Here is a 25,824-nt window from a genome sequence, read left to right on the forward strand (position 1 = left end):
CCTCAGCCCCTCTTCACTCTTGTTTCCAGTTTTTCACGCAAACGAAGCCCTAAGTCAAATATCCCTACCAGACTAAGTATAGTGCTTAAGATCGGAAAAATAAATAGACAGACCACAAGCACTGGCGTCAATCTCTTCCACCCGTACAGGTACGCTGCAAACAGGCAAAAGCTCAAGCCTTGCAGCGTAAAAATCCCGTCCAGCATGACTTTTACGTTCATGATCGCCGTTTCCCAGAACGTTCCCTGCATGCTTGCGCCAAACAGCAGAATGCTAATCATGGCAAGGAAATAGTAGTACAGCAACGATCTCGGGAAACTCCACTCCCGGATTGGCTTCAATGCCGGAATCGGCTTTTTGATCCGTCTTCCGATCAGACTGGCCAATCCATGTGTAATTGCGCTGGAGAGAAAGCTGAACATCACTATGCTTGCAGGCAACACCATCTTGATGAGAGCGACCATCTGGTCAAATTGCTCTTTTGTCATAAAGGAAGGGCGCATGCGAGCCGCCTCTTCCAGTATGGTCTGGAAATTCAGGTTCATTCCAAATGCCATGAAGGCAAGCGTGAAAACGGTGCTGAGGAACACAACACCCGCCCCGGCTACAATCGCCGGAAGTGCCTTCCCGCTTTTCGCATAGACAATTCCCATAACAGAGCCCCAAACCGCTCCGCTCACGGCGATCGTAGCAGCGACGGGTCCTGCAATGATCCAGCCGAGAAACGCGTACACGACCGTGATCCACACCATACTGGACACGTTGCGGCTTACGGCCAGGAAAAGAAACGGCAGCGGTAAAAGGAAACTGACCAGTGCTCCCAGTACGGTATATGTACTCAGGAACAACAGTACCAGTGCAATACCCAGCATCAGGGCATTTTCAGCCAATTGCTTCGTTTTGGAAGGCATGTCAGCACCTCATTTATGAGTAGCGAAAAATATGGAAAAAAGAGGGCCACGCAATTGTGTCCCCCTTTTTATCGTCTGTGTAAATTATTCAGCCGTGTAAGGCAGCAGTGCTACTTGACGAGCGCGTTTGATCGCGACAGTCAGAGCACGTTGATACTTCGCAGAAGTACCAGTTACACGACGTGGCAAGATTTTGCCGCGCTCGCTGATGAATTTTCTGAGCAAGTCTACATCTTTATAGTCGATGTGCTTGATTTTGTTTACTTTAAAGAAGCATACTTTACGACGCTTGTTAGGACGTCCTTTGCGTGCCATGATAGTCCCTCCTTCTTAGGAATGTGAAAGTTTTCCGATTCTTAGAATGGCAAGTCATCATCAGAAATGTTGATGGGCTTGCCTGCACTCGCGAAGGGATCACCAAACGGATCAAAGTCGTTGTTTCTCTGACCGGATGGCTTGTTTCCGCCACCAAATCCTGGATCGAATCCTGCATTCTCTCCGCCGCCATCATTGCTTCGACCGCCCAAAAATTGAACGTTCTCCGCAACGACCTCCGTTACATAAACACGTTTTCCTTCTTTATTATCGTAAGAGCGCGTTTGAATGCGTCCTTCAATGGCAGCTTGTCTGCCTTTGCGCAAGTAGGTTGCACAAAGATCGGCAAGTTTTTGCCAAGCGACAATATTAATGAAATCAGCTTCTCTCTCACCGGCCTGATTGGTCCGGGGACGATTGACAGCCACGGTAAAAGTAGCAACGGCAACGCCATTTGGCGTGTAGCGAAGTTCAGGATCTTTCGTCAGGTTGCCGATGAGAATAACTTTATTCATCTTGGTTCCCCCTCTGACCGCGACAACGATTACTTCTCATCGCGAACGAACATGAAGCGGATAATGTCGTCGTTGATTTTCATCAGACGCTCAGCTTCCGCAACTGCATCAGCGTTCGCTTTGAAGTTCATCAGAACGTAGTAACCTTCACGGAACTTATTGATCTCGTACGCAAGACGACGTTTACCCATTTCTTGAAGCTTGGAGATTTCGCCACCGTAGTTAGTCACAACTTCGCTGTAACGAGCTACATTGGATTTTACTTTCTCTTCTTCAAGGTCTGGACGCAATACATACATAACTTCGTATTGACGCATACCTTTTCACCTCCTTATGGACTTTGCGGCCCTGTGCGGGCAAGGAGCGAGTGCCAAAACGAAACGCATCAAACATGCACTCCATAAATACTCGCATTATCGTATTATAGCAAAACGCCTATCGTGAAGCAACTATTTCGTACTAAACATTGAAGCGGAAATGCATGACATCTCCGTCAGCCACAACGTACTCTTTCCCTTCCAGACGGTACTTTCCACGCTCTCTGGCTGCCGCTACGGAACCGGCCTCTACAAGATCGTCGTAAGCAATAACCTCTGCACGAATGAAGCCGCGCTCGAAATCGGTATGAATCACCCCTGCTGCAGCTGGAGCCTTCGTGCCCTTGCGGATGGTCCACGCGCGCACTTCCTGTACCCCTGCCGTAAAGTAGGTAACTAGACCGAGCAGCTTGTAAGCAGCGCGAATCAGGCGGTCCAGTCCGGACTCTGCCAAACCGAGCTCCTGCAGGAACATTTCTTTGTCTTCGCCTTCCAGCTCAGCAATTTCAGCCTCTACCTTGGCGCTGATGACAACGACCTCTGCTCCTTCTTTTGCCGCATGCTCGCGAACAGCCTGCACGTGCGGATTGTTGTCTGCGTCGTTGATTCCGTCCTCTGCCACGTTGCAAACGTACAGCATCGGCTTGATCGTCAAAAGGTGCAGGTCGCGAATCAATTTGCGCTCATCGTCGTCCAGTTCCACGCTGCGCGCGGGCTCGCCTTCTTCGAATGCAGCCTTCAGTTTTTCCAGCACGTCCAGCTCCTGCTTGGACTCCTTGTCGCCGGACTTCACCTTGCGTGCGATACGGTCGATACGTCGCTCGACAGAGTCCAGATCGGCAAAAATCAGCTCCAGATTGATCGTCTCGATATCGCTCAGCGGATCGACACGGCCTGCCACGTGCGTAATGTTTTCATCCTCGAAGCAGCGAACCACGTGAGCGATTGCGTCTACTTCACGGATGTGTCCAAGGAACTGGTTGCCAAGCCCCTCGCCTTTGCTCGCGCCTTTTACCAGGCCGGCAATGTCCACGAACTCAAATGCCGTCGGAACGACCTTGTTCGGAACCACGATCTCTGTCAGCTTTGTCAGACGCGGGTCCGGAACTTCTACGATCCCCACGTTCGGGTCAATCGTACAGAACGGGTAGTTCGCCGACTCGGCGCCCGCTTGTGTAATGGCATTGAACAGTGTCGATTTTCCTACGTTGGGAAGCCCAACAATCCCGCAAGATGCACCCATCTATATACACTCCCTTGTCATCATCCTAACATCCTTTTAAGTATATAGATTTGGTTTTAAGAATACAATTGTCTCCTTGTGGCAACTTTAGGCCCTGTCAGGAAGCTCGCGACGCTGGCGAATGTCCCCCCTTTCCACCTCCACGATAGCTGATGGTGGTGGGACAAAAAAAGAAATGCTAGACTTACTAAAAAACATGGACACGATCCCGCTATGAGGTGAATACAGCATGAAGCTTTTGCTATTGGGCGCCACCGGACGCGTCGGCAGCCATATTTTACGCTACGCGCTGGAAGACGGCCATGACGTTACGGTATTGGTGCGTTCTGCCGACAAGCTCCCCCAGCCTTTGCACGAAAATGTGCGCGTACTTACGGGAAACGTCTTGAATGAACAGGACGTCAAGCTGGCAATGCAGGGTGTCGACGCCGTTATCAGCGCGCTTGGCACAGACGGTACGACAACGCTGTCGGAAAGCATGCCGCTCATTGTGCGCGCCATGAAACAGGAGGGCGTCCTGCGAATTGTCACCGTAGGCACAGCGGGAATTTTGCAAAGCAGAGTCTCCCCCGATTTGCTCCGCTACCAGTCCAGCGAATCGCGGCAAAAGCTGACCAGGGCTGCCGAGGAGCACCACAAGGCGTACTTGCTGTTAGAGCAATCCGGGCTGGACTGGACGATTGTGTGTCCGACCTACTTGCCTGATGGTAGCTACACAGGCAAGTACCGGGTGGAGGTCGATTACTTGCCTGTAGATGGCATGCAAATTTCTGTTCCCGATACGGCGGAGTTTACGTACGGGCAGCTTGGCCGTTCGGATTATTTGCGTGTACGGGTGGGGATTGCTTATTAGTGGTTGTTTGGAATAAACATGAATTGGCCATCCCTCTTGATTCGTTTATTACAATGATTGATTACGCGAAACCGTTTCCCTTTTTTACCGTCCCGTCAATCAGGAGGTTTCTCCAATCATGGTGTAACGCAAAGTCTTTGTTGGCAAAAAAAGAGACTCCCTGCCGCTTGAAAACAGGGAGTCTTTGCTTTGGTATGCAGACGATAAACGCTTTACTTTTCGTTCACCAGTCTTTCCAGTTCATTCAATGTCTCTTCAAAAATCTCCATAGCCTGTTCAATCGGCTTGGATGTAGACATGTCTACGCCCGCTGCCTTCAGCACCTCGATTGGCGGAGCCGAGCTGCCCGCTTCGAGGAAGTTTTTGCGGATGCGGTCAACAGCCGGCTGTCCTTCATCCATAATCTGCTTGGCCAGCGCCTGGGACGCTGCAAAGCTCGTGGAGTATTGGTACACGTAGTATTTATAATTGAAGAAATGGGAGACGCGCGCCCACTCCATGGCGATTTCCTCGTCGGAAACCATGTCTTTGCCGTAGTATTTTTTGTTGAGGTCGAGGTAGATTTTTTTGATCGCCTCGGCGTTGAGCGATTCTCCTGCCTGCTCCTTTTCGTGAATCGCCTTTTCGAACTCGGCAAATTGTGTTTGGCGGAACAAGGTCGAGCGGAAGTTCTCCAGGTAGTGGTTCAGGAGATACATTTTCTCTTCCTTCGTCTTCGCCTGGGCGTACATGCTCTTGAACAGCAGCGTCTCATTCATCGTGGAAGCCACTTCCGCCGTAAAGGTCGGATAGTTGGACGAAATGTACGGCTGGTTCTTGTTCGTGTAGTACGACTGCATGGCGTGCCCCATCTCGTGGGCGATGGTGTACACGTCATCGAGCGTGCCCTGATGGTTCAAAAGCACGTACGGATGCGTGTCATAGGCTCCCCACTGGTACGCGCCCGTGCGTTTGTCGTCGGTCGAATAGACGTCTACCCAGCCGCCATTCAGTCCTTCCTCCAGCACCTTCACGTAATCGTCGCCCATTACTTTCAGCCCTTCGGTGACGATCTTTTTCCCTTCCTCGAAGGAAATGTATTTGTCGTCGGACGGAACGATTGGCACATAGATGTCGTACATGTGCAATTCCTTCACGCCGAGCATTTTTTTCTTCAGGGAAATGTAGCGATGCAAAAGCGGCAAATTTTCATTAACCGTGTCAATCAGCTCATCGTACACCTTGGTCGGAATGTTGTTCGGGGTCAGGCTCGCTTCCAGCGCAGATTTGTAGTTGCGTGCCTGCGCGTAGAAATTGTCGCTTTTCACCTTTGCCGCCAGTGTCTGTGCGAACGAATCCTGGAATTCAGTCAGGGCACTGTAGTATGCCTTGAAAGCATCTCTTCTCACGCGCTGGTCCTTGCTTTCCAGATACGAAACGAAGTTGGCGCGCGTCAGTTGGACTTCCTTGCCTTGTTCATCCTTGATTTTCGGGAACTTCACATCTTTGGACAGCATGCTGTAAATGTTGGTTGGCGCATTGCCCAGCGGAGAGGATTTGGCCAGCAGCTCCTCCGTCTCTGTAGAAAGCGAATGTGGCTTGGTTCTCAGCATGTCTTCAATAAACAGCTTGTAAGGTGCCAGTGACTTGTCGGCGAGCAAGCTTTTCATTTTCGCATCCGGGATGGCAACGATTTCTGGCTGGAGCCATGCTGTCTTTTCCGAGACAAGCGTGTACATTTTCTCGGCACGGTCTGCCAGCTTTTGCAGCTCTGAGTTGGCCGAGTTTACGTCCAGCGACATGTTGGCGTACACATACGCCTTGTCGTTCAGTCGCATCATGTCCACGTAATCATCGAAAGCAGCGAGCATGGCCGCCGCAGATGTCCCCAGCTTGCCCTGATGCTTGGTAAACGCATTCGCCAAAGCCTCCACCTTGGCTACGTCCTTTTCCCAATCCTGAACAGTCGGGTAAATATGATCCAGCTTCCACTTGTACTGGTCTGGAATTTCAGCGCGGGTTTGATAATTTGGCTTTTCCGCTGCAAAAGCAACTGCCGGCGTGCTGTACGGGATGAACGGAACCGATACGGCGGAAAGTGCAATAGCCAAAGCTGTAACGGATGCAAATACTTGCTTTTTCAATTCTCAATCGCCCCTTTTCCTTGTCATTATCTTTTCCAATATCTAGTTAGTGTAATTACGTGCTGCACCTCGAAATTCCTTCTTACTAATAAAAATATTTTAAATATTTACTAAAAAGAACTGGTTTATCCAGAGAAAATTCAGATTTGTGGATATTGTTGTGGATAACTTTTTATCCACAACTCAATCAATCCCGCGGCCCCTTATTATTCTTCATTTTCCGACAAAAAGTTGTCCACATTTTCTGTGGATAGGCTGTTGATAACTTATTTTCTTCAGGAACCAGGGCATTCGCCCATACCCCTTTTCATGTTCCTACATAGCATGAGTATTGAAACTAGGGTAGGAGGTGTTAGCAAGTGGGTATCTTTAACGGCTTCGACGATTTCGCGCTGATCCTGGTTCTTTTCATCCTTCTCGTAATCGTAGGTTGTGACTGCGACTAAGCTTCCCGCTGCCATCCGGCCTATCTGAAGGTAAGCTTGCATGGCCATGCATCTTACCTTCCCCCGTCCCACATAGATCATTTTCAGGCTATACTGCCGACGGAAAATGATCGGTCATGGACTCAAGTACAATCACCGGGAGATACATCTGATCGTACAAAAAGAAAAAAGGATGCGCCTCTTGCTACAGGCTGCATCCTTTTTTTATCCACAACCAGCTTCCACTACTTCTCGTCACTCGTGAAGCCGGACCGTTTTGACTTATTCACATGGCCCGCTTGATCTCGCAGCAGACCACGAGGCACTTTCTTCTCCAGCTTGTCCTGCCAGCTTGACCTGCCTGGCGTCATGACCGGGCAAAATGATGGCCTGCGGGCCTGACCCATCCTTTCGCGCTATTGTCAGCCCCACCTTTGTTTACGGACATTGCAGAAAAAGACAGATGGTTCCTTCAAAAGTTTTTTGCTTTACTCTTTTGGCTCTTCCTCTGCGCGAACCAATATTTTTTTCATCTTGCGTTCAAATTCAAGCCGCCCGATCATGACGCTGTGATCGCAGCCTGTACATTTAATCCGCACATCCATGCCCGTGCGAATGACTTTCCACGCATTTGTTCCGCATGGATGCGGCTTTTTCATCTGTACGATGTCTCCCAGCCCGAATTGCTTCCTTTCCATCTTTCTTCTCCTCTCTCTTCTATGCTTGCCCTTGTGCTTTTCCCGACATCGCCACGATTTTCGGATACGGAATCTGGATGCCCCGTTTGGTAAACTCGGTGCGAATCATCGCCCGCAGGTTGCGATTGACGCCGTGATGTGCATTCGGCTTGCACTCGGCAGTCACTCGCATGACGACCTCAGACGGCCCCAGAGCCTGCACACCCAAAATCTGTGGCTCTGCCACGATGTCCGGCAGCTCGGCTTGCGCTTTTGCCAGCACTTCTTTCAGAACTTCCTCGACCTGCCCCAGATTTTCCTCGTACGCTACCGAGACATCCACGACCGCCAATGTATTTTGCAGCGAAAAATTGGTCACTTGTGTAATCGTGCCGTTCGGAAAAATATGCACCTCTCCCGTCCAGCTACGGACGCGTGTAATACGCAAGCCAATCTCCTGTACAGTGCCTGTCATGTTATTGATCGTCACGACATCTCCTACAGCAAACTGGTCCTCAAAAATAATAAAGAAACCGGTGATGATGTCACGCACGAGACTTTGCGCCCCAAAGCCGACTGCCAGCCCGAGAACCCCCGCACTCACCAAAACAGGCCGCAAGTCGATCCCGAGCAGCTGCAAGATCATCAAAATCGCCAGGAAATAAATCGTATACTGGACGATATTGTTGACGAGCACGCGCATCGTATCGACACGGCGTTGATCCAGCTGGATCTTGCCGCCTCCATGACGATGGTGAAAAATGCGGTTGACTGTCGCGTGCAGCAACGAAACCACAATACGCGATGCGATGACAATTGCCAGTATTTTGACCAACACCATCCCTACATTTACCCACATATCGGCATCTGTCAGATAGCTGTAAATCTGGTTGTACAGCTTTTGAAAAAAGCCTTCTGTATTTGTACTCATTTTGCCCTCTCCTTCTGTCTGCCGTTTTCGTCAATCTCCTCGTATCGGCCGAAAAACTGACGAAAATATCCGCGGATGACTACTTGCTGCTCTTCCATGATCGTTTTGGCGCGAGAATAGTCAGGCAAAGGAAACTCAATGGAAAGGGCACAGCCGGCCGTTATCTCCTTTGGGGTCGGTCTTGTGTCGATGTCAATATCTTCGTACTCCAGCAGCATTTCCGCACGCAGAGCTTGCTGTGTAGAATCAAACGCAATCAGTACGGTCTCTCCTTCCATCCCTCTCCCTCCTTCGTCGCCTTGTATTCTTTTTCACAAGACTGGCTGACGTGCTCCTTTTATTTTACCCGTTCACTTACCCGCTTGCCAGTTTCGCTGATTTTTCAAAACCTCCACAACCTTCCCATTAGCAGGTATAAAAATGACGTCCCGGTACTATACTGTGAATACTCTTCTATAACGTTTAGGCCAAGACCGCAAGAGTGGGGGTAGCCATGGGTACGTTTGAAAATCTCAAAAACTGTTCTTTGCCACCTTTTAAAGTGGAATACCGCAGTGAAAACGCAGAGGATCATCTGGCTAGTCACCTTGCGCAGCGCTTTCGCTTAAAACCGTATGATGAGGACATTGTGATTGTATGTATCGGCACAGACCGCTCTACAGGTGACGCGCTTGGCCCGCTCGTCGGGAGCAAACTGGTGGCGGCGGCACCGAATCATTTGCAGGTGTACGGAACATTGGACGATCCGGTACATGCGATGAATTTGCGAGAAAAGCTCGATTACATCCAAACAAACCACCCGAACGCCACACTGATTGCCGTAGATGCCTGTTTGGGCCAGTTCAGCCACGTCGGCAACATCAATGTCATCAGCGGACCGCTAAAGCCGGGTGCCGGAGTCAAAAAGGAACTGCCGCCAGTCGGTACGTTCCACATTACAGGAATCGTCAATGTTGGCGGCTTCATGGAGTATTTCGTACTTCAAAACACGCGATTGGCCGTCGTCATGAACATGGCTGAGATTATTGCCTCTGGTTTGGTCAAAGCTGCAACGCTCGCTGCTGCGCCGAACCGTTTGGATAGTGTTTTGCACGACTGACCATCTTCCCTCAATCTTTTCACATCAATACTTATTTCCTTGACTTGCCCGATTCCATTGCGGATGGCAAGTCTCTTTTTTTAGACGAGGATCACCTGTTGACCGGGGAGTATATCCACCTGAACGGGTGTTTCTCCGATCACTTCTCCATCGGCATGAACCATAAGCGGCACAGCCGTTTCAATCTTGATCTGCCTCCCCCGATAAAAAGAAACTTTGGGATGCGTGACGTGGGTACCTGTGTATACTTTCAAAAAGGCGCGCAAAAGCTCAGCCCGGCTTGCATTGCTTATCACGCATAAATCAGCCAAGCCATCGTCTGCGACCGCCATGGGACAAATTTTCATTCCTCCGCCGTAATTGGCAATATTGGCGGCTGTCACAAGCCAAACCCCCGTCTTGTCGATCGTTTGCCCATCGACCTGCAAGCTCAGATTCGCCGGCCTGAATGTGCGCAGCTCCAGCAAGACGGAAATGGGATAAGCCAGTCTACCTAATCCACAGCGATTCAACCAGGTTTTATACTTTGCTGACTCTGCTGCCTTTGCGACTTGCGCATCAAAGCCTGCTCCGATCGAATTTGCGGCAATTCGCCCGTTCATCAGCAGCAAATCTATCCGTCTTTCCTCTTTTTCCGACAAAATCCGCTCCACTGCCACAAACGGATCACGTACAATGCCATGTGCGCGCGCAAAATCATTCCCTGATCCTGCTGGCACCAACCCAAACTTGCATGCTTGTCCAGACTGGTAGATTCCGTTCAACACGCCATGCACGGTTCCGTCTCCACCAACAGCAATGATTTTATTTACTCCCTCTTTTTGAATCAACTGTTTTGCCAACTTTTCCGCTTCGCCCTCTCCAGATGTCTCCCTTACGGAAAAAACGGCTCCCAGGCCCTTTACAACAGGCTCTATACTCTCCCATGCTCGTTTTCCTTTGCCATTACCCGCCACAGGGTTGACGACAAAACCAATCATAGCCTTTCTCTCCCCATAACGCTCACTCGATTTTACTGGTCATTATCACACGATCTTTTCTTTTGATATAGCCGTTATTTCATTACTCGCATCCCGATTTGTTTGTACCAGCCACCTCTGCTGAATTGCCTTTTTTCCATTATCGGATCGCCGCCGCAACTGCACCACCCATAAAAAAAGACTCCTCCTGCACGCAGAAAGAGTCTTTTTCCCGCTATCTACCGCTATCTTATAAAAAACTGGACAACCATTGGCTAACAGGAACCCCCAGTGCCGCAATCAGCAATGCTGGCAGCATGTTCGCTACGCTGATGTTTTTTATCTCCAAAATGTTGATTCCGATCGCAATAATCATCAAGCCGCCCACTGCCGTTACTTCTGTCAGCATCGCATCGAGCATCGTTTGGCTCACCACATTGTAAATTTGGGTAGCCAGCAACGTCAGCAAGCCTTGGTACAAAAACACAGGTACGGCCGAAAACATGACGCCAATTCCGAGCGTCGAAGTGAAAATAATCGCAGAAAAACCGTCCAGAAGCGCTTTGGTGAACAAAATATCGTGGTTGTTGCGCAATCCGCTGTCCATCGCCCCCAGAACCGCCATCGCGCCGATACAATAAACCAGCGTAGCCGTTACAAAACCGGTAGCAATACTGCCTTTGCCGCCGCCAACCTTCCGCTCCAGCCAGTGGCCCAAATGATTCAAGCCTTTTTCAATCGCTATCAATTCCCCTATTATTGCCCCCAAAACAATGCTGACGATCACCAGCAAGAAGTTGTCCGATCCAAGGCTCATTTTGATGCCCAAAATCATGACAGCAAGTCCAATCCCTTGCATGACCGTATGCCGGATCGAATCGGGGATTCTCGTCAAGAGCCTCCCCAACAAAGCTCCTGCTATGATGGCGCCAGCGTTTACTATGGTTCCTAGCAAGATCACGTTTTTGTCCCCCTATAGCTACCTTTACGAAAACGCGGATGCTATCTCTCTGACCGCGTTCATAAGCGCTTCTACATCTTTCTCTGTATTAAAAACCCCAAAGCTGGCACGCACGGCACCCCGCTGCTCAGTACCTGCAGTATGGTGGCCCAGCGGCGTGCAATGATAGCCCGATCTCGTTGCAATGCCGTATTGCTGATCGAGAATAAAGGAAACCTCCGAAGCATCCACTTGCCCGATATTGAAGGCCACTACGGCGACCCGTTCTGTTTCAATTCCCGGACCGTAAACCTGCACCCCAGGGATTTGCTGCAGACCTGTCATTGTTTTTTTGGCAAGCTCCCATTCATGCTGGCGGATGTTTTCCACGCCTTTTTCCAGGACAAATTCAACCCCGGCCTGTAATCCTGCCAAACCGACTGTATTCAACGTCCCGCTCTCGTAGCGATCTGGACGTGTCGTCGGTTGTTCAATCGCTTCAGACTGACTGCCTGTTCCCCCGTGAAGCAACGGCTCCAGATCAATGTCGCTGTGCACGTACAATCCGCCTGTCCCTTGTGGACCGTACAGCCCTTTGTGCCCCGGAAAAGCCAACATGTCAATATTCATTTCCTCGACGTGAATGGGCAGCACTCCCGCCGATTGGGAGGCGTCTACCAGAAACTTGATACCCCGCTCTTTTGCCAGCTTGCCCAACTCTGCAATCGGCAAAATGACTCCTGTCAGATTGGAAGCGTGGCTGACGACCAAAAGACGCGTGTTTGGGCGGATTGCCTTGACAAAATCCTCAACATGAAAAAGATGATCGTCTCTAGGCTCGACAAAAGTAGCTTCTACCTGATGAACGCGGCGCATATATTCAATAGGACGCCTCACGGAGTTATGCTCCACTGATGAAGAAATCACATGATCGCCCGGCTTCAGAAAGCCTTTGATCGCCTGGTTAAGTGCCTGTGTCGCATTTAGATAAAAAAAGAGGTTATTCGGGTTTTGAATCCCAAACAACCGCGATAACTGCACGCGTGTCCGAAACACGGTTTTGCTCGCTTTCATCGCCAAGGTATGTCCACCCCGGCCAGGATTGGCGGCAAAATCTTCGATGACTTCAGCCATCCGTTCTTTCACGCTGGGGGGCTTCGGCCAAGTTGAAGCTGCGTTATCCAAATAGATGATCGCCATGACTACCTCCTGGACTTACTTCTCATCATTCAGTATCTCAATGATCCGCTGCAAATCTTCCTGCGAATAAAAGTCAATTTCGATCTTGCCACGTTTTGCGCCTTTTTTAATTTTGACGGCAGTTCCAAAGCGAGTGCGCAGCCGTTCTTCCAGCTCAATCAAAATCGGTTCGCTTTTTGCCGGCTTTTTCTTCTTTGTTTCACGTGAAACACTCAACTGTTTGACCAGTTCTTCGAGTTGCCGCACATTCAAACTTTTTTTCACGACATCATTTGCCAACTGCTCTTGCACTTCTGCATCCGAGACAGCCAAAAGTGCCCGAGCGTGGCCCATGGTCAATTCCGCCGCTGCAAGCATTTTCCGAATGCTATCCGGCAGTTGCAACAGGCGAAGCATATTGGCTACATGCGGTCTGCTTTTTCCAATCCGTTTGGCAAGTTGTTCCTGGGTATAATCATGGTGCGCGATCAGCTTATCGTAAGCTTCCGCTTCTTCCAACGGATTCAGGTTTTCCCGCTGCAAATTTTCAATGAGCGCAATCTCCATCAGTTGCTGATCGGTGTAGGCTTTGACGACTACCGGAACCTGCTTCAAGCCTGCCAGTTTGGCGGCACGCAAACGCCTTTCTCCCGCTACCAGCTCGTAACCTTTGATGCTTTTCCGGACAATCAGCGGCTGGATAATTCCGTGTTCCCGTATCGAGTCTGCCAATTCTTCAATAGCTGATTGTTCGAATTCTTTACGAGGCTGATACGGGTTGGGACGAATCTCACTGACGGAAACATCTTTTACTTGCTCCCCCTCTTCAATGAGATTGGACGTAATAAGTGCATTCAGCCCTTTTCCCAAGCCTCTACTCATACCCCTACCACTTCCTTCGCCAAGTCAGAATAAACTTCTGCACCACGCGAGCGTGGATCATACGTGATAATGGCTTGTCCATGTGACGGTGCTTCGCTCAAACGAACATTTCGTGGAATAATCGTTTTGTATACTTTGTCCTGGAAATATTTTTTCACTTCTTCAATTACTTGCAGCCCCAAATTCGTGCGTGCATCCAGCATGGTCAGCACGACGCCTTCAATCGCCAGTTGCGAATTGAGGTGCTTTTGTACCAGGCGAATGGTATTCAACAGTTGGCTCAATCCTTCCAATGCGTAGTATTCACATTGAATCGGGATCAAGACCGAGTCAGCAGCCGTCAGGGAATTGACTGTCAAAATTCCCAAGGATGGCGGGCAATCGATAATGACAAAATCGTATTTGTCCTTTACAACCTCCAAGGCTTTTTTCAGACGAACCTCCCGGGAAATTGTTGGAACCAATTCAATTTCTGCTCCTGCCAATTGAATCGTCGCCGGAATAATCATCAATCCTTCGATCTCGGTAGGCAGAGTCGCATCGACGGGGCTGATGTCGTTAATGAGAACATCATAAATGCAATAGCGGACATCGGCTTTGTTTACCCCAATACCACTGGTTGCGTTCCCTTGTGGATCAATATCCACCAGCAGCACCTTTTTCCCCAATGCGGCCAGACAAGCACTTAGATTGACGGATGTAGTCGTTTTCCCGACGCCGCCTTTCTGGTTCGCAACCGCAATGATTTTACCCAACTTCTCCACCTCATTTTTTTTGTGTAGGAAAGCTTCTGGTTTCAGATTTTGCCTGGCAAGATGGAATTTTCACCTTTCCAGGACTCCTTCAAAATATCTGGTCTGTACGAAAAAAATCGTAACCGCCATCTTAACTGCCTATGCTTTTTCTGATCCTGCTCGACCAGAGCTGATTTTTAACTGCCTAGATTTTAACTACCTAGTTTCTTTAACTACTAAGAACTTGGCAAGGTTGGGCCAATGACGTGCCTCTCAACTGTGCGCATCTGACATTTTTGCAGAAAAGCTTTTTGCAAAAGGGTTTAGGGTTTATTTCGCTGAGAAAGTCACCATGAAAGAAACATCAAAACAGCCTTTTTTCGCACTGCCTTCTTTGCAACTCTCACTTTTGCAACAAAAGTTTTGCCAGCGACTCTCACTTATGCAGCAAAAATCTTGCCAGCTTGCCTGTGATACACTAACCCGCAAGCCAAGCTCTCATCGGGAAACCGAGACAACCCCAAAATGCAATAAACAGCTTGGTACTACCCATGTTACCAGATTTATTGCTTGCCCGTACGCTGTTTTTTTGATTTTGTCCGTCTCCTTTTTCCAGTAAAAGATGCCTTCTGAGCAAACAAACGTTGGGAAAAACGTTCAAGGTCGTGGATGAATGCCTTTGTACATCACTGAAAAGAAAAGAAAAGAAAAGAAAAGAAAAGAGACATCTGTGCAGATGTTGCAGTCGTAAGGCTCTCATTGTCCAGCCATTTTCATTTTATCACATGGATTTGCACAAAAAGAAAGGCGACCGTGTCGCCATGCCCTTGCCGTTTTTACACTCTATCTTTTGAATATGCTCAGTCCCGTAACGGGAGTTGGCTTTCCGTTCTTTATATAGAGGATATAGAGGGAACATTTCCGCCATAAATGCTCCCCACCTCACGATTCGCAACGCCAATCGAGCCTTTTCCCAAAATGTGCGACCGCGATCGCGATTCAGCTTGCGCTTGCAAGCAGTCAAACAACTCGCCCGCCATTTTGCATATGCGCTTAGTTCCTTACTTGTTGTTTTTCGGAATCCGAATCGTGAATTGATAAAATTCTTCATGGTCTTCTTCGTTCGTCTCCACTGGCAAGCCTGTCTGCATGACCATGTCAATAGACTGACGCACAGTGTTGATCGCGATTCGGGCATCTCGGGAAAATGCTTTCCAGCGCGGCTTCGACTCTTTTTCCGCCTTTGGATTTTCCGCTGCTTCCAGAAGCTGCTTGACGCGCACTTCTGTCTGTTTGACATTCCACTCTCGTTCCAAAATTTCTGCCAGCACTTTTACTTGCAGTTCCGCGTCTTTGAGTGGAATCAAAGCGCGCGCATGGCGCTCTGTCACCTGGCGAGTCAACAGCGCATCTTGAATCTCCTGGGGCAAATGCAACAATCGCAGCTTGTTGGCAATAGTCGATTGCCCTTTGCCCAGACGCTGCGCCAGACTTTCCTGCGTCAAGTCGTGCAAATCGATCAGCTTCTGGTAGGCCACAGCCTCTTCAATCGCCGTCAGTCCTTCGCGCTGAAGATTTTCAATCAAGGCAATCGAGGCGGTTTGCGCGTCGTTAAAATCTTTGATGATCGCAGGAATCTTCTCCATGCCTAGCTTTTTGGTTGCGCGCAAACGTCGCTCTCCGGCAATCAACTCGTAACGACCGTCTCTCACCCGTACAACGATCGGTTGAATCAGACCGTGAGTGCGAATCGTTTGACACAACTCATCGATTTTCTCGTCATCAAAAACCGTCCGAGGCTGATATGGATTCGGCACAATCTCCTCGACTGGTAGCTGCCTGATTTCTTCATTATCTGTCTTGTCCGTCAATCCAAAAATCCGAGAAAATGAATCCTTCACTGCCATAGAAAATCCCCCACTTCTACCCGTTCCATCCGCGCTAATGTAAAATCTCCGCTGCTCTGTGCGTAAAGCTTAAAAAGAATCAAGCTTTCTTCCTGAGCATCTGCACGAGAACTGAATGCCACATTGGCACGGGCTTCTTCATCAATCATTCCAACCTTCGCTGTCATGACACCTCGATTTGTCATGCTCCCCTTGCATCATCACCTGCAAAAATGTAATCCTGTGACGCCAGAAACTGACCAAACACAACCGTTTCGCTCCAACCCGCTGCTCGATACAAATTTTTGCATAGAGAAAAACGGCAACATTCTCCCACGCGAAAAAGGTTCTGACCATTCACATGGCAGAATCTCAGTAACCAGCTATTTTTCTTTCTAGTATATACATCGGCTGGAATCGACTGTTAGAACATAAACAACCTTGTTCGCACACCTTACCTTTTGTCAGACATGGAGAAGTGCATCAACGTCCAACATCGGGCATTTCGCAGGTAATCCCCTCCGCTACGCCGTATACAGTATCCAAGGGTTAAATAGGAATCGTAGAGCCTTCCTTTTAGCGTTGAGTGGATGCGGTTGTCCTGTGTACATTGTGAAACGAGGCTAGGCTAGTTCTTCATAGCTAGTTTCCGTTCCCTAGCATTTCAGATCATTAGCCCATTCACGCAGAAACGTTCCTGACCTTTGCATCCCATTTTTATCAAAGGAAAGCTTTTGACTCCTGCTTACCAAAGTTCCCAAGCCCTATCCGATGCACTTCCTGCCAGACTCAATTGTTGCCTACCCGATCGTTTTGAAAATCCCCTTTGTCTATTGTCATTCTCTCTATAAATGACTTAGTTTCTTTTATATTAAGTAATTCTGCAAGCTTTGCCCAATTCCTGCTTGGGAAAAACGTTTCACGTGAAACATCCATTGTGATCGTGGTCATAGAAATGGGCTTTGTCACTGTGTTTTCCCCGCGCCTCCTCGCCTATGCTCTCATCGGTGGGGTGTGAAATCTTGGTGACAGAGCGGAGTCTGAAAAACAGAAGATAGAAGTGCAAAGTCACGCTGTTATGTACATGCTGATACTAAACATCAGCCAAATCACTGATGCCTCCCCGCATCTTATTCACGGTCTTATTCACAGTCGCCATGCCTTTCACTGAGTCGTTTAAATTTAATGATCGCCCCGACCACCCCAAAAATACGCCAGTAACCACCTGTGCGGCTTTCCTGCTAGAACCATGCCCCCGTCCTCTAGATCGATCCACTATATTAAACCCCGTAAATCGCCCCCAGTCCAAACAGGCAAAATTTTAAGCTGCCGAGGCTTTAAGTTCGAAAGTCAATCTCTCATTGCCTGCTCACGTCTTTACTAAAACGCTCCTTGTTTCCCATCCATGGTGGCTTCCACTAAAAAGGAAGGAACAATCGCAATAAAATAGCCAGAAGCTGATGAAAACCAACACCTATTTGGCATTACCAGTGCACGAAGCTTATAGCTTTCGTAACAATATTAAAAGTGAACATTATGTGAATTATATATGGAATATATTTACACACAAAGAAAAGAAGTGGTAAATTACAGATATTCCATGTATTTACAATATTGGGAGGATACTATTAATGAAGAAACTTGCTAGTGGTCTAGTTGCTTTAACTCTTGCATTAAGTTTTTCTACCTCAGCATTTGCAGCTGTTTACCAGGAGTATGAACCAAATAACAATTGGAAAAGCGCCAATTCTTTTTATGCGGCTCATGGGAACCAAATTAATGGTAAACTTGATAGGGATAACAATGACAGTCAGGACAAATTCACCTTCATTGCTACAAAAACTCAAAAGATTCGTCTTCAATTAACTTACTCCAAAGCAGGTGGACAACTATTTACTTTAGATTGCAACGGTGAAACTACAACTAAAACCAAGGACTATATCGATATTGATGTAGAGGCTGGAAAACAGTATTGGTTCGAAGTTTACAGAGAAGTTTCCTCTTCTGAAAACAAAAACTACAACTATTCCGTCTATTGCTATGAACTGACAAATTAATATGATTCTCACGAAGTCACCAGAAATGGTGACTTTTTGTTTTGCTTGTTTGCAAAGAAAAAAGAAAACTAGCCCAAGCGGCTGTTTCATCTTGGAATATAAAGACTCGTGGGTCGATTGGTCTGGTGGAAACTTTTTAGGTCTCCTATAAGCCACTTCCATGTTACTAGCTACCTCCCCCTCCCCACTTCGCAAAAACAAAAAAGACCGCAGCAACCAACTGCGATCTCCTGCCATCCTTTTGCTATAGAATCGGCTTCTTGGCCGGAACCCCCGCCTTGCGGGGATAGCTCTTCGGCGTCGGCTCTATTTTTTCAATGATGACGATGTTGCGCTCGCCAGCTTCCTCGGGCAGGTGGAACGTCTCCACCTTTCGCGTTTTGCCGCCCAACGTTTTGATCGCCTTTTTCGCTTCGTTCAGTTCCATCGTAATATCGGCCCCTTTGAGCGCGATAAAATGGCCCTGCGGTTGGGCAAATGGCAGACAAAATTCAGCCAGCAAATTCAGCCGCGCAACAGCACGGGCAACCACGAGATCAAACTGCTCGCGATAGCCGGCCTCCTGACCGCGATCCTCGGCCCGTCCATGCACGGGATAGACGTCATCCAGCCCCAATTCGCCCGCCACATGCTGCAAAAAGCTCATGCGCTTGTTGAGCGAATCAATAATCGTCATTTTCAGATGGGGGAAGCAAATTTTCAGCGGGATGCTGGGGAAGCCGGCACCGCCGCCAATGTCCACCACCGATTTTACCTGGTCAAACGGAAAGTACAAAGCAGGCGTGATCGAATCGTAAAAGTGCTTGATGTACACTTGCCCTTCTTCGGTAATACCCGTCAGATTCATTTTTTCGTTCCATTCCACAAGCAGGCGGAAAAAATAGTCAAACTGCTCCTTCTGCCGATCCGTTAGCGAAATACCTTGCGCTGCGAGAGCCTTGGCAAACTGTTCTTTGGTCATTTTGCTGATCTCCTTACTCCGCTGCACCTGCGCGTTTATACTCCAGATACACCATCAAAACGGAAATGTCCGCAGGAGTTACCCCTGCGATACGTGCCGCCTGGCCGATGTTCAACGGGCGGATTTTGGACATGTTTTCCCGGGATTCCTTGGACAAGCCGGAAATCTGATGGTAGTCGATGTCTGCCGGAATGCGGCGTTCCTCCATTTTTTTCATCCGCTCGACCTGTTGCAGCGACTTTTTAATGTAGCCATCGTATTTGATCTGGATCTCTACCTGCTCTTTCACTTCATCCGGCAATGCTTCCGGCGAAGGAACCATCGCCTCGATGTGGTGATAAGTCAGCTCCGGACGGCGCAGCAGCTGGGCCAACTCGATTACTTCCGTCAATTCCGGCGATCCCGCTGCACGCAACACTTCCTGTACGTGCTCCATGTCAGGGCGCACACGCGTATTTTCCACGCGCTCCTTTTCCTGCTCGATCAAACGGCGTTTTTCCGTAAAACGCTTGTAGCGCTCCTCGCTAATCAGGCCGATTTCATAGCCAATATCAGTCAGGCGCAGGTCAGCATTGTCATGACGCAAAAGCAGACGATACTCGGCGCGGGAAGTCAGCAGGCGATAAGGCTCTGTTGTGCCTTTTGTCACGAGGTCGTCGATCAAAACGCCAATGTACGCCTGTTCCCGGCCCAAAATCACCGGCGGCTTGCCTTGGACGCGGCGCGCTGCATTGATTCCAGCCATCAGCCCTTGGCCGGCTGCCTCTTCATACCCCGAAGTCCCGTTGATTTGCCCTGCGGTAAACAGACCTGGCAATCTTTTCGTTTCCAGCGACGGCCACAGCTGCGTCGGCACAATCGAATCGTACTCGATCGCATAGCCTGGGCGCATCATTTTGACTTCTTCCAACCCGGCCATCGAACGAAGCATCGCCAACTGCACGTCTTCCGGCAAGCTTGTGGACAAGCCCTGCACGTACATTTCTTCCGTATTCCGTCCTTCCGGCTCCAGGAAGATCTGATGGCGCGGCTTGTCGTTAAAGCGTACGACTTTATCCTCAATCGACGGGCAGTAACGTGGTCCTGTCCCTTCGATCATTCCCGAGTACATCGGAGCGCGATGCAGGTTCGAGTTGATAAGCCCGTGCGTCTCCTCATTGGTGTACGTCAGCCAGCAAGGCAGCTGGTCCATGATAAACTCCGTTGTTTCATAGGAAAAGGCACGTGGCACCGAGTCTCCAGGCTGAATCTCCATTTTGGAAAAATCGACGCTGTTCTTATGCACACGCGGAGGTGTACCTGTCTTGAAGCGCGTCATTTCAAAGCCGAGTTCTTTCAGATGATGGGCCAGACGAATCGACGGCCGCATGTTGTTCGGCCCGCTCTCGTACTGCAAATCGCCGAGAATGATTTTTCCGCGCAAATACGTTCCGGTCGTCAAAACGACTGATTTTGCCTTGTAACGCGCACCTGTATTGGTGAGAACCCCTACACAGACACCGTCCTCGACGAGCAACTCCTCGACCATCGCTTGACGGAGGATCAAATTTGGCGTATTTTCAATCGTTTTTTTCATTTCATGCTGATAGGCGAACTTGTCTGCCTGGGCGCGCAGGGCATGTACGGCAGGACCTTTCCCTGTATTGAGCATGCGCATTTGAATGTGTGTTTTATCGGTATTGCGTCCCATTTCGCCGCCAAGGGCGTCCAGCTCCCGCACCACATGGCCTTTTGCCGGGCCACCTACAGACGGGTTGCACGGCATGTACGCTACAGCGTCCAGATTGATCGTCAACAGCAACGTGCTGCAGCCCATGCGCGCCGCCGCCAAAGCCGCTTCACAGCCGGCATGGCCAGCCCCGATTACAATGACGTCAAACGAGCCCGCTTCATACGCAGGTACAACGTTCATTTTTGTTTTCCTCCTTACTCGTGAGTGACTCTCTCGCTTACACTTGAAAAGCTTCCCAAAAAAACAAGCTACACGCCCTGTCGGTACTCCCTGCTAGGGCGTGTGCCAAGTCCATTTCGTTTCGATCACTTGCCCAGACAAAACTGGGAGAAAATCTGGTCGATCAAATCCTCACCGACACTCTCTCCAATCACTTCGCCGAGCAGCTCCCACGACTTTTTGATGTCGATCTGAACCATATCGACAGGCAGCAAATCGTCAATACCGGCCAGCGCTTCGTCAATCGCTTTTTCCGCCTGGCGAAGCAGTTGAATATGCCGGGCATTGCTCACATAGGTCAAATCGTCCTGCTGCACGCGTCCGCTGAAGAAAATATCGCCAATCGCCTGCTCCAGCAAGTCGATGCCCTTCTCTTCACGCGCAGAGGTCATGATGAGCGGCTGCTGCGGGAAATGGCGCTTGATCTCTTCCAGATCCACTTTTTGCGGCAAGTCGAACTTGTTTACGATTACGATCACCTGAAAGCCTTTTGCCGCTTCAAAAATCGCATAGTCGTCAGCTGTAAGCGGCTCGTTGTAATTGACGACGAGCAGCACAAGATCCGCCTTTTGCAAAAGCTGACGCGATTTTTCCACCCCGATTTTCTCCACAATATCGTCGGTGTCGCGAATTCCAGCCGTGTCAATCAGACGCAGAGGCACCCCGCGCACATTGACGTACTCTTCAATGACGTCGCGAGTCGTCCCGGCCACATCGGTGACGATTGCTTTTTCCTCCTGAACGAGACTGTTCAATAAAGAAGATTTTCCTACATTCGGCCGCCCGATAATCGCCGTAGACAAGCCTTCGCGCAATATTTTCCCCTGCTTGGCGGTCTGCAGGAGCCGCTGAATCTCGGCTTTTACCTCCTCGCATTTTCCGCGCAGGAAGTTTTGCGTAAACTCTTCGACGTCGTGCTCGGGATAGTCCAGCGTGACTTCGATATGCGCCATGGCTTCAATCAAATTTTGCCGCAACTGCCGAATAAGCCGCGACAGCTTGCCCTCCACCTGGTTCAAAGCCACCTTCATCGCTCTGTCTGTCTTCGCCCGGATCAGATCGATCACAGCCTCCGCCTGAGACAAATCGACGCGTCCGTTTAAAAACGCACGCTTCGTAAATTCGCCCGGCTCTGCCAGTCTGGCACCGTTATCGAGAATCAGCTCCAACACCTTTTCAACCGATACGATTCCCCCGTGACAGTTTACCTCCACTACATCCTCTCGCGTGAACGTTCGCGGAGCCTTCATGACAGACACCAGCACCTCTTCCACCCGCTCACCCGTCTGTGGATCGTACAGGTGACCGTAGTGGATCGTATGGCTGTCCACTGTGGACAACCGCTGTTTTCCTTTATATATCTTATCCACAACTTCGATCGCTTCCGCACCGCTGACCCGAATGACAGCAATACCGCCTTCGCCCATCGGTGTCGCGACCGCTGCTATTGTATCGAATTTCATGACCTTCACCTCTAGCTTTCCAATCAGACAAGTCAGCCACTAACTTACTAGCTTAACAGATCGCCCTGAAAAATTCCAAATGAAAGTGCAATTTTCCACACGCTCATTTGCAACAGGAAAAAGCAACCCCGCCGTCCAAGGTTGCTGTCCGTTCTTGTTATCCACAGTATGATCTTTTTGCGAAAAGCTCAACCCTCCCCGGCTTTATCCACAGTGGACAACTTTATTGCCGACCGCGCTATACGCTCGCCTGTTACAACTTGTCGATTGCCCGACAGTTCACGACTTTTCCGGTAAACACCAAAAAAAAAAGAAGCCTAACGCGAGGCTTCTTTCGGTGCAATGACGATATAACGGTTCGGCTCGTCTCCCTCACTGAAGGTAACGACATCCGTTCTTTTTTGCAGGAAGGCATGAATGACTTTGCGCTCCGCCGCTGACATCGGCTCCAGCCGCACATCCCGTCTGGTAGACAAAGCTTTTTTGGCTACCCGGTCAGCCAGCTGCTCCAACGTTTCCTTGCGGCGCATCCTGTAATTCTCCGCATCCAATGTGATGCGCACATGTTTGTCCGCATGACGGTTCGCTACGACGTTAACGAGATACTGTAAGGAATCCAGAGTTTGCCCTCTGCGGCCAATGATGATTCCCAGGTTGCTGCCCTGAATATCAAACAGAATGCCCTCTTCATTTGTACGAGTCTCCACTTTGGCGTTCACCTTCATGTTAGACAAAACATCTTGAAGAAAGTCACGTCCCTGTGCAACCGGGTCAAAGTGAAATTCTACTTCCACTTTGGCGTCCTTGGCCCCAATCAGTCCAAAAAGGCCCCTGCTTGGCTCCTCCAGAACGCGGATACTCGCCTTTTCACGCGGTATACCCAATTCCAGCAAAGCTTTTTGCACAGCATCGTCTATCGTTTTTGCCGTAGCTACCACCTTTTTCACTTGGAGGTTCCCTCCTTGGGAGAAAGCTTATTGCCTTTATCACGATACAGGAAATACGTTTGCACGATGGTAAACAGGTTGCCGTATACCCAGTACAGGGACAGCGCAGATGGCAAAGTGACGGCGATAGCCAAAATCATCAGCGGCATCATGACCAGCATCATTTGCATTTGCGGGTTGCCCTGTGTGGTTTGTCCCATCATTTTCGACTGCAGGTAAGTCGTAATCGCAGCGATGATCGGCAAGATGTAGTACGGGTCTTTTTCACCCAGCGTCAGCCAGAGGAACGATTGCGACTTGATTTCCTCTGTCCGGATGATGGCATGGTAAAAGGCGATCAGGATTGGCATTTGCACCAGCATCGGCAAGCATCCCGCGAGTGGATTGACGCCGTGTTTCTGGAAGAGAGCCATTGTTTCCTGTTGCGCTTTTTGCGGATCATTTTTGTACTTCTCACGGATTTTTTGCATGTCCGGTTGAAGCTCCTGCATTTTCTTGGAGCTCTTGATTTGCTTGACCATCAATGGCAGCACAATCAATCGGATGATAACGGTCGCAATCAGGATACCGAGACCGTAGTTGTCTCCAAGCACCAAAGCGCTTTCTTTAATCAACCAGGACAAGGGATATACGAGATACTTGTCCCAGAAGCCGCTTGCGTCAGGTCCGATCGGCTCGGCAGTCGCCGGGTTACAGCCTGACAGTACAAGAACCAGCATGGTCAGCATTAGCATGCTGAGGGTACGTCTGCTCAAGGGTGATCCTCCTTTTTCCCCGCTTCAATTGAGGTATGCTTATTTGCGTTGATCCGGAACCGGATCAAACCCGCCCGGGTGAAACGGATGACATTTCAGGATGCGGCGAAGAGCCAGCCAGCCTCCGCGCCACGCACCAAAACGGCGAACCGATTCGATGGCGTAGTGCGAGCAGGTGGGCGCGAATCTGCACGTAGGAGGCTTCAGCGGAGAAATAAACAACTGGTATCCGCGGATCAACCAGACCATGACTCTTCCAATCATCGTTTCACCCTCTTTTTCCATTATGTACGGGTGCCCGCTTGATAACTTTGGCGCGCTTCATCACGTGCAACAGAGATTGCTCAATGGCATCAAGCGACATGGCTTCCACTCCCGGACGGGCGATGATGACAAGATCGAGACCGAGCGGAATGTCTGACTCCAGTCGCGCTACCGCTTCGCGAATCAGCCGTTTGACTCTGTTGCGGATAACAGCGTTACCAATTTTTTTGCTGACAGAAATTCCGGCGCGAAAAGCAGCCTGTTCCTCCTGTTTGGCAAAATACAGGACAAATTGCTTGTTCGCAACCGAAGTTCCTCGTTGAAACACTGCTTGAAAGTGCTCATTTTTTTTGAGCCGGTGTGAACGATGCAAGGTAAACAACCCCTAACATCACAATTATAGTAGAAAATGCAAACAGCATCTACCAGTATATCCTTGTTTCGTCCACTTTTTTCCCAAAGTATATGTACTTTGTGCGAAAATCAAAAAAAATAATAGGGGAATTCACGTTAAAACTCCCCCAACTCAATAAAAAAGTCGGTCTCATTCTTCAATCAGGCTTCATCACTTCCCCGCTTTTGGATCCCTATGCATAGCTAGGTAACGATTCTCCCACGAGAAAGGTTCCACATGGCGATCGCGGTTCGGCTTCCTCTTCACCCTTAAAAAGAATTTTCCGACATCATTGCGCAAACAAAAAGGCCACTGGAAATGTGGCCTTACGCGGAAAGAACTTTTCTGCCTTTACGGCGACGAGCAGCTAAAATTTTGCGGCCATTTTTTGTGCTCATGCGCTTACGGAATCCATGATCCTTTTTGCGCTTGCGATTGTTAGGATTAAATGTTGGTTTCATTATCGTATACACCTCCGTCTAGCACAGACATTCTTTTGCATTATAAGGACATATAGTAAAAAAGTCAAGCAAAAGTGGACTCCCGCTCCCAAGGAAAATATCCCCACAAAACTATTTCCCGGATCTGTGGATATTACTTTATCCACAAAAGCAGATTTCGACAAGTTTATCTACAGCTTGTACACAAAATATAGAGGTGTGAATATGTCTCTACTACCAGTGGTTGTGTTTGTGGATAAGTGTGAAAAAACCATTGATACCATGCCTTATATCTGTTATTATGTCTTTGTTTTGAAACGTGAATAACTCCGATAGGCTAATCGGTTTTTCCACAGGGTGTGGATAAGTTTGTGGACAGATTCCTTCCTATGTGTATGTCGTTACTCACAGGGATGCGGATAACCGTCTGCTTTTTTTCTCTTCTACGGGCAGAATCGCTATTTTTCGACTTTTTTTATCCACAATCTCTGTAAACGACCGTGTTGACAATTTTGCCGCACATGAGAGGTTTTTAACTATTACTATCGTTTCTTTTCTATCGGTGATTTTATTTTTCGGATGGCCCAAAAGGAGGGATTCTGG

At 49.2% G+C, this 25,824-nt stretch carries 28 protein-coding genes; 4 read left to right on the forward strand and 24 right to left on the reverse strand.

Annotated features, from left to right (window positions below; genetic code table 11):
- Positions 1–2: 2 nt before the first annotated feature.
- From AAFJ72_RS21455 to ychF, 5 genes are all read right to left on the reverse strand, one after another.
- Positions 3–911 carry a DUF2232 domain-containing protein gene (locus AAFJ72_RS21455; protein WP_432775662.1) on the reverse strand — a complete coding sequence of 303 codons (909 nt, stop codon included), beginning with the start codon at positions 909–911 and terminating at the stop codon, positions 3–5.
- A gap of 84 nt (positions 912–995) precedes the next feature.
- Positions 996–1,226 (reverse strand): 30S ribosomal protein S18, encoded by a 231-nt coding sequence (gene rpsR / locus AAFJ72_RS21460; RefSeq protein WP_122902752.1) that lies wholly within the window; start codon positions 1,224–1,226, stop codon positions 996–998.
- Between the two features lie 41 nt (positions 1,227–1,267).
- Positions 1,268–1,741 carry a single-stranded DNA-binding protein gene (locus AAFJ72_RS21465; RefSeq protein ID WP_432775663.1) on the reverse strand — a complete coding sequence of 158 codons (474 nt, stop codon included), beginning with the start codon at positions 1,739–1,741 and terminating at the stop codon, positions 1,268–1,270.
- Positions 1,742–1,770: 29 nt separating this feature from the next.
- Entirely contained in the window at positions 1,771–2,058 is a 288-nt protein-coding gene (gene rpsF, locus AAFJ72_RS21470) for a 30S ribosomal protein S6 (RefSeq protein WP_122902750.1), read from the reverse strand.
- Positions 2,059–2,200: 142 nt separating this feature from the next.
- Positions 2,201–3,301, reverse strand: a complete 1,101-nt coding sequence (gene ychF / locus AAFJ72_RS21475) for a redox-regulated ATPase YchF (RefSeq protein ID WP_432775664.1) — start codon at positions 3,299–3,301, stop codon at positions 2,201–2,203.
- A 229-nt stretch (positions 3,302–3,530) separates the two neighbouring features.
- Between ychF and AAFJ72_RS21480 the strand changes: the two genes are divergently transcribed.
- Positions 3,531–4,154, forward strand: coding sequence for an NAD(P)-dependent oxidoreductase (locus AAFJ72_RS21480; protein ID WP_432775665.1), 624 nt, complete (start codon positions 3,531–3,533; stop codon positions 4,152–4,154).
- A gap of 212 nt (positions 4,155–4,366) precedes the next feature.
- Here AAFJ72_RS21480 and pepF read toward each other — a convergent pair whose 3' ends face one another.
- Complete coding sequence (pepF, locus tag AAFJ72_RS21485; protein WP_432775666.1) at positions 4,367–6,277, reverse strand: oligoendopeptidase F; 1,911 nt, start codon at positions 6,275–6,277, stop codon at positions 4,367–4,369.
- Between the two features lie 359 nt (positions 6,278–6,636).
- Between pepF and AAFJ72_RS21490 the strand changes: the two genes are divergently transcribed.
- Positions 6,637–6,723, forward strand: coding sequence for a YjcZ family sporulation protein (locus AAFJ72_RS21490; RefSeq protein ID WP_017246824.1), 87 nt, complete (start codon positions 6,637–6,639; stop codon positions 6,721–6,723).
- A gap of 467 nt (positions 6,724–7,190) precedes the next feature.
- Here the strand turns inward: AAFJ72_RS21490 and AAFJ72_RS21495 are convergent, their stop codons facing one another.
- The 3 genes from AAFJ72_RS21495 to AAFJ72_RS21505 are packed head-to-tail and all read right to left on the reverse strand — an operon-like array spanning position 7,191 to position 8,588.
- Positions 7,191–7,400, reverse strand: coding sequence for a DUF951 domain-containing protein (locus tag AAFJ72_RS21495; RefSeq protein ID WP_122902746.1), 210 nt, complete (start codon positions 7,398–7,400; stop codon positions 7,191–7,193).
- Positions 7,401–7,419: 19 nt separating this feature from the next.
- On the reverse strand, positions 7,420–8,310 hold the full coding sequence (locus AAFJ72_RS21500; RefSeq protein ID WP_432775667.1) for a mechanosensitive ion channel family protein: 891 nt from the start codon (positions 8,308–8,310) through the stop codon (positions 7,420–7,422).
- Positions 8,307–8,588: a DUF3343 domain-containing protein gene (locus AAFJ72_RS21505; RefSeq protein WP_122902744.1), complete on the reverse strand. Its 282-nt coding sequence runs from the start codon at positions 8,586–8,588 to the stop codon at positions 8,307–8,309. Before AAFJ72_RS21505 ends, AAFJ72_RS21500 begins: the two co-directional genes overlap by 4 nt.
- A gap of 215 nt (positions 8,589–8,803) precedes the next feature.
- Between AAFJ72_RS21505 and yyaC the strand changes: the two genes are divergently transcribed.
- Positions 8,804–9,409: a spore protease YyaC gene (gene yyaC / locus AAFJ72_RS21510; RefSeq protein WP_122902743.1), complete on the forward strand. Its 606-nt coding sequence runs from the start codon at positions 8,804–8,806 to the stop codon at positions 9,407–9,409.
- 80 nt (positions 9,410–9,489) lie between these two features.
- Here the strand turns inward: yyaC and AAFJ72_RS21515 are convergent, their stop codons facing one another.
- The 7 genes from AAFJ72_RS21515 to AAFJ72_RS21545 all read right to left on the reverse strand — a co-directional run bounded on the left by AAFJ72_RS21515 (position 9,490) and on the right by AAFJ72_RS21545 (position 16,195).
- Positions 9,490–10,389 (reverse strand): diacylglycerol/lipid kinase family protein, encoded by a 900-nt coding sequence (locus AAFJ72_RS21515; protein WP_432775668.1) that lies wholly within the window; start codon positions 10,387–10,389, stop codon positions 9,490–9,492.
- A 229-nt stretch (positions 10,390–10,618) separates the two neighbouring features.
- Positions 10,619–11,329, reverse strand: coding sequence for a DUF554 domain-containing protein (locus tag AAFJ72_RS21520; RefSeq protein ID WP_432775669.1), 711 nt, complete (start codon positions 11,327–11,329; stop codon positions 10,619–10,621).
- 24 nt (positions 11,330–11,353) lie between these two features.
- Positions 11,354–12,508, reverse strand: a complete 1,155-nt coding sequence (locus AAFJ72_RS21525; RefSeq protein ID WP_432775670.1) for an aminotransferase class V-fold PLP-dependent enzyme — start codon at positions 12,506–12,508, stop codon at positions 11,354–11,356.
- 15 nt (positions 12,509–12,523) lie between these two features.
- Complete coding sequence (locus AAFJ72_RS21530) at positions 12,524–13,369, reverse strand: ParB/RepB/Spo0J family partition protein (RefSeq protein WP_432775671.1); 846 nt, start codon at positions 13,367–13,369, stop codon at positions 12,524–12,526.
- Positions 13,366–14,124, reverse strand: a complete 759-nt coding sequence (locus AAFJ72_RS21535; protein ID WP_122902739.1) for a ParA family protein — start codon at positions 14,122–14,124, stop codon at positions 13,366–13,368. Before AAFJ72_RS21535 ends, AAFJ72_RS21530 begins: the two co-directional genes overlap by 4 nt.
- A 1,040-nt stretch (positions 14,125–15,164) precedes the next feature.
- On the reverse strand, positions 15,165–16,010 hold the full coding sequence (noc, locus tag AAFJ72_RS21540) for a nucleoid occlusion protein (protein WP_432775672.1): 846 nt from the start codon (positions 16,008–16,010) through the stop codon (positions 15,165–15,167).
- Complete coding sequence (locus AAFJ72_RS21545) at positions 16,001–16,195, reverse strand: hypothetical protein (protein ID WP_432775673.1); 195 nt, start codon at positions 16,193–16,195, stop codon at positions 16,001–16,003. The genes noc and AAFJ72_RS21545 overlap by 10 nt, the downstream gene beginning before the upstream one ends.
- A 1,425-nt stretch (positions 16,196–17,620) precedes the next feature.
- On the opposite strand from AAFJ72_RS21545, the gene AAFJ72_RS21550 reads away from it, so the two are divergent.
- Positions 17,621–18,046: a hypothetical protein gene (locus AAFJ72_RS21550; RefSeq protein ID WP_432775674.1), complete on the forward strand. Its 426-nt coding sequence runs from the start codon at positions 17,621–17,623 to the stop codon at positions 18,044–18,046.
- A 244-nt stretch (positions 18,047–18,290) separates the two neighbouring features.
- Here AAFJ72_RS21550 and rsmG read toward each other — a convergent pair whose 3' ends face one another.
- The 8 genes from rsmG to rpmH all read right to left on the reverse strand — a co-directional run bounded on the left by rsmG (position 18,291) and on the right by rpmH (position 25,245).
- On the reverse strand, positions 18,291–19,007 hold the full coding sequence (rsmG, locus tag AAFJ72_RS21555; RefSeq protein ID WP_432775675.1) for a 16S rRNA (guanine(527)-N(7))-methyltransferase RsmG: 717 nt from the start codon (positions 19,005–19,007) through the stop codon (positions 18,291–18,293).
- A gap of 13 nt (positions 19,008–19,020) precedes the next feature.
- Entirely contained in the window at positions 19,021–20,919 is a 1,899-nt protein-coding gene (gene mnmG / locus AAFJ72_RS21560) for a tRNA uridine-5-carboxymethylaminomethyl(34) synthesis enzyme MnmG (protein ID WP_122905493.1), read from the reverse strand.
- A 125-nt stretch (positions 20,920–21,044) separates the two neighbouring features.
- Positions 21,045–22,421, reverse strand: a complete 1,377-nt coding sequence (gene mnmE, locus AAFJ72_RS21565; RefSeq protein ID WP_122905492.1) for a tRNA uridine-5-carboxymethylaminomethyl(34) synthesis GTPase MnmE — start codon at positions 22,419–22,421, stop codon at positions 21,045–21,047.
- Between the two features lie 317 nt (positions 22,422–22,738).
- On the reverse strand, positions 22,739–23,368 hold the full coding sequence (jag, locus tag AAFJ72_RS21570; RefSeq protein WP_122905491.1) for an RNA-binding cell elongation regulator Jag/EloR: 630 nt from the start codon (positions 23,366–23,368) through the stop codon (positions 22,739–22,741).
- Complete coding sequence (yidC, locus tag AAFJ72_RS21575) at positions 23,365–24,123, reverse strand: membrane protein insertase YidC (protein WP_432775676.1); 759 nt, start codon at positions 24,121–24,123, stop codon at positions 23,365–23,367. Before yidC ends, jag begins: the two co-directional genes overlap by 4 nt.
- Positions 24,124–24,162: 39 nt before the next feature.
- On the reverse strand, positions 24,163–24,387 hold the full coding sequence (gene yidD / locus AAFJ72_RS21580) for a membrane protein insertion efficiency factor YidD (RefSeq protein ID WP_122905489.1): 225 nt from the start codon (positions 24,385–24,387) through the stop codon (positions 24,163–24,165).
- 4 nt (positions 24,388–24,391) lie between these two features.
- Entirely contained in the window at positions 24,392–24,760 is a 369-nt protein-coding gene (rnpA, locus tag AAFJ72_RS21585) for a ribonuclease P protein component (RefSeq protein WP_122905488.1), read from the reverse strand.
- 347 nt (positions 24,761–25,107) lie between these two features.
- On the reverse strand, positions 25,108–25,245 hold the full coding sequence (gene rpmH, locus AAFJ72_RS21590) for a 50S ribosomal protein L34 (protein WP_211338251.1): 138 nt from the start codon (positions 25,243–25,245) through the stop codon (positions 25,108–25,110).
- Positions 25,246–25,824: the final 579 nt, after the last annotated feature.

The sequence above is a fragment of the Brevibacillus gelatini genome (assembly GCF_050920745.1).
Classification (GTDB): Bacteria; Bacillota; Bacilli; order Brevibacillales; family Brevibacillaceae; genus Brevibacillus; species Brevibacillus gelatini.

Coding starts and splice junctions, on each gene's coding strand:
- AAFJ72_RS21455 (WP_432775662.1), bottom strand. CDS start 911: ATGCCTTCCAAAACGAAGCAATTGGCTGAAAATGCCCTGATGCTGGGT.
- rpsR (WP_122902752.1), bottom strand. CDS start 1,226: ATGGCACGCAAAGGACGTCCTAACAAGCGTCGTAAAGTATGCTTCTTT.
- AAFJ72_RS21465 (WP_432775663.1), bottom strand. CDS start 1,741: ATGAATAAAGTTATTCTCATCGGCAACCTGACGAAAGATCCTGAACTT.
- rpsF (WP_122902750.1), bottom strand. CDS start 2,058: ATGCGTCAATACGAAGTTATGTATGTATTGCGTCCAGACCTTGAAGAA.
- ychF (WP_432775664.1), bottom strand. CDS start 3,301: ATGGGTGCATCTTGCGGGATTGTTGGGCTTCCCAACGTAGGAAAATCG.
- AAFJ72_RS21480 (WP_432775665.1), top strand. CDS start 3,531: ATGAAGCTTTTGCTATTGGGCGCCACCGGACGCGTCGGCAGCCATATT.
- AAFJ72_RS21495 (WP_122902746.1), bottom strand. CDS start 7,400: ATGGAAAGGAAGCAATTCGGGCTGGGAGACATCGTACAGATGAAAAAG.
- AAFJ72_RS21500 (WP_432775667.1), bottom strand. CDS start 8,310: ATGAGTACAAATACAGAAGGCTTTTTTCAAAAGCTGTACAACCAGATT.
- AAFJ72_RS21505 (WP_122902744.1), bottom strand. CDS start 8,588: ATGGAAGGAGAGACCGTACTGATTGCGTTTGATTCTACACAGCAAGCT.
- yyaC (WP_122902743.1), top strand. CDS start 8,804: ATGGGTACGTTTGAAAATCTCAAAAACTGTTCTTTGCCACCTTTTAAA.
- AAFJ72_RS21515 (WP_432775668.1), bottom strand. CDS start 10,389: ATGATTGGTTTTGTCGTCAACCCTGTGGCGGGTAATGGCAAAGGAAAA.
- AAFJ72_RS21525 (WP_432775670.1), bottom strand. CDS start 12,508: ATGGCGATCATCTATTTGGATAACGCAGCTTCAACTTGGCCGAAGCCC.
- AAFJ72_RS21530 (WP_432775671.1), bottom strand. CDS start 13,369: ATGAGTAGAGGCTTGGGAAAAGGGCTGAATGCACTTATTACGTCCAAT.
- noc (WP_432775672.1), bottom strand. CDS start 16,010: ATGGCAGTGAAGGATTCATTTTCTCGGATTTTTGGATTGACGGACAAG.
- AAFJ72_RS21545 (WP_432775673.1), bottom strand. CDS start 16,195: ATGACAAATCGAGGTGTCATGACAGCGAAGGTTGGAATGATTGATGAA.
- AAFJ72_RS21550 (WP_432775674.1), top strand. CDS start 17,621: ATGAAGAAACTTGCTAGTGGTCTAGTTGCTTTAACTCTTGCATTAAGT.
- rsmG (WP_432775675.1), bottom strand. CDS start 19,007: ATGACCAAAGAACAGTTTGCCAAGGCTCTCGCAGCGCAAGGTATTTCG.
- mnmG (WP_122905493.1), bottom strand. CDS start 20,919: ATGAACGTTGTACCTGCGTATGAAGCGGGCTCGTTTGACGTCATTGTA.
- mnmE (WP_122905492.1), bottom strand. CDS start 22,421: ATGAAATTCGATACAATAGCAGCGGTCGCGACACCGATGGGCGAAGGC.
- yidD (WP_122905489.1), bottom strand. CDS start 24,387: ATGATTGGAAGAGTCATGGTCTGGTTGATCCGCGGATACCAGTTGTTT.